This is a genomic window from Actinacidiphila oryziradicis, from assembly GCF_005047355.1.
GTDB classification, from domain to species: domain Bacteria; phylum Actinomycetota; class Actinomycetes; order Streptomycetales; family Streptomycetaceae; genus Actinacidiphila; species Actinacidiphila oryziradicis.
On record NZ_SUMC01000287.1, the window covers coordinates 1 to 2510 of the forward strand.

2 protein-coding genes and 1 pseudogene are annotated in these 2510 nt (G+C 70.9%); all 3 read right to left on the minus strand.

The window, feature by feature from the left end; genetic code table 11:
• Nucleotides 1–287: pseudogene (locus FCI23_RS55215) on the minus strand (ferredoxin reductase); the annotation flags it as partial.
• Between the two features lie 229 nt (nucleotides 288–516).
• Nucleotides 517–675 (minus strand): hypothetical protein, encoded by a 159-nt coding sequence (locus FCI23_RS58010; RefSeq protein ID WP_169317486.1) that lies wholly within the window; start codon nucleotides 673–675, stop codon nucleotides 517–519.
• 155 nt (nucleotides 676–830) lie between these two features.
• Nucleotides 831–1844, minus strand: a complete 1014-nt coding sequence (locus tag FCI23_RS55220) for a hypothetical protein (protein ID WP_136731696.1) — start codon at nucleotides 1842–1844, stop codon at nucleotides 831–833.
• Nucleotides 1845–2510 lie beyond the last annotated feature (666 nt).

A 2510-nucleotide genomic window follows, 5' to 3' on the forward strand; every position in this document is an offset into this window, starting at 1 on the left:
TCGGGCGCGGAAGTGATCGAGTAGACCCGCCAGTGGAGCACTCCCTGGATCTCCACTCCCACGCGGAGGTGATGTCCGGGTTGGTGGCCGGCCCAACCGCGGCCGGGCCGGATCAGCAGCGTGGTGGCATCCGCGGTCTCGCGCCTGACGCTTTCGACGCATCCGCGCGGCTCGGAAGCAGACCACAGGGGATTGACAAGTCCGAGGTAGTCCTCGGGCAGCAGAGGCGTGGTCAGCCACTCGGCTGCCCGGGCCAGCCGACGGCCGCACCAGGCTGTGGCGATCAACGTGACCTCCTCTCGCGATCCCGTCTGCAGCGCACCACGCCGCAGACGCAAGGGCGGACGGGCCGGCGATCCCGGACGGCGGGCCCCCTGGTGCATCCTCCTGCCGCCGGCGGCCACCGCAAACCGGGAGGAGCAGGCCCGGCCGACCGCATCGGCCCCGCCCCGCGCCGGAACGAGTGCCCGGCCACGGCGTCGGCCAGCTCGGACTGCGTGGCCCACAGCGTGTCGATCACCTGCTGCTCGCCCGCACGCCACGGCGCCATCGCACGAACTCGCGCCGCACCGCATCCAGCTCACGCTGCAGCTGCAGGAGATCGGCCGGGAAGTCGACAGCGCCTTCCACGTCCGTGTCGTCCACTTGGGTGTTCTCCGCTCGGGTGTCGTCCACCTTCCGATCGTAGGGACGGCTCACCTGGCGGCAGAGCAGCGACACCACGGCGAACCGCAGTGCGCGCCCCCGGTCGCATCAAGTGACTTGCGCCGCGCCGCCGGTGGGCAGGAAGCATCCGCGCCCCGCTGACGGGGGCCGGACGGCTCATCCGGTCAGATGGTTATGCGTTCGGCGGCCGTGGTGATGGTGGTGCGTTCTTGGTGGCGGCGCTCGTAGTCGAGTACCTGCTGGGCGAGGTCGGCGTCGGCCACGTGCATCAGGGTGCGGATTTCGTCGGCCTTCATGGAGTCGTAACCGGGCCAGGGCTCGCTCTCGCGCAGGTCCGCGATCTTGTTCAGGATCGTGGTACGGCCCGCATGGGCCCGCTCGTAGCCCTCGATCGTGGCCAGGTCGGCCTGGGCCAGGCGCGGCAGCCGGTCGGTGACCTCGATGGCGGTCAGCTCGCCGTAGCCGGGAATCGGCAGCTCGTCCTCCGCTACCGCGGCTCCCTTCAGCTCGCTCCACATCCGGGTCACGCCGGGCAGCCGCCCGATCGCGCCCGCGACCGTCTCCTGCAGGCGGCTCCAACCGGCACGGACCGCCTGTGCGCCCCCGGTGGAGCCGACCCGCTCCGCACGGCGGCCGCCGTTCGCGGCGGCCACCACCGCCCCGGCGCTCTCCTCAAGGCTGTCGCCGAGCTTTTGCAGCAGTTCCTCGTCGTGGCGGCGGATCGAGCCGAGCAGGTCCGCGCCGGCGGCGTCGTCGGCCTCCCGGGCGATGCTTTCGCCGGCCCGGCAGGTAGCCACGGCCAAGGCGGTGATCGCGTACTCGTCCTCGGCGTTCTTCAGCAGCTGGCGCTCCGCGGCCCTTCTCCGGCCCCGCAACACGCCGATCGGTACCGCCATGGCGACGTCGAGGGGCAGCCGGGCAACCCGGGTGGCCTGCCCTGCAAGGTGACGAGCCCCCTCGAAGGCATCCCGGAGCGGGTCGTGCGGCTGCAGCTGCTCCACATGTTGATCGATGCTGCTGACATGGTCTTGGGCGTCGGCAATATGGCGCTCCAGGATCCGCCGGTACGTCCCGGTGGGGGTGACGGCGATATGAGCCTGGAACCTGTCGACGACTGCGGCTTGGGCGTTACGGACATCGCGCAACGCCGGTACGAGCAAATCCGTGGTCGCTGCCATCACGTGTCTCCTGGCTGGTCGGGTGCGTACGAAGCCGCCGCGATCAGCGGGCCCGGCCGCAAGCCGGCCTTGGACCGCCCGGCGTGCATCATGGATGGGCCTCTTGTGCATCCTCCGTGCACCCACCCCAAGCTGCTCGGCGAGAGCGTGACCGGCGCACCGCCTCCCTGGGCTCGGACGGCCGCGAACCTGACCGGTTGCCCTTCCGCCGACCCGTGCAGCCGAGCGGGTCGACCCGCGCGCGGGCGTTGACCCAAACGGGTGAAGGTATGGACTCCGCCACGGACTTCCAGTGACTGCCGTGAAAGCGCACCGCTCGATACCCAGCTCATCCCCCCTGTCCTGTAGGCCACCCCTCCCGCCGGTCCCTCCGTTGCGTGGACGGGGTCTTCGTCCGCGAGGGTGCCGATCTTGGACTTTGCTGCCCAACCGCCGGCGGCCGAGGGGTCGTCCGGCGCGTCGGGTGCACGGGCTGTCGCTGGCCGGGAGCCACCGCGGGGCAGCCTTCCCCGGCGGTTCATGTCCGCTCCGCGGCCCTTAGAAGCTGTTGTCTTTCCGGACTTGAGGGATGCGTTTTCGCTGGTCGGGCGTAGGGTCGGCGGTCCCGTGGGAGTAGTGGCCTGTCGTGCCATCGCTCTTGTGGAGGTCGTGGATGCCGTCGGTGGT

Bases quoted from the DNA above. Each gene is read 5' to 3' on its own strand.
- FCI23_RS55220 (WP_136731696.1), bottom strand. From the start codon at position 1,844: ATGGCAGCGACCACGGATTTGCTCGTACCGGCGTTGCGCGATGTCCGT.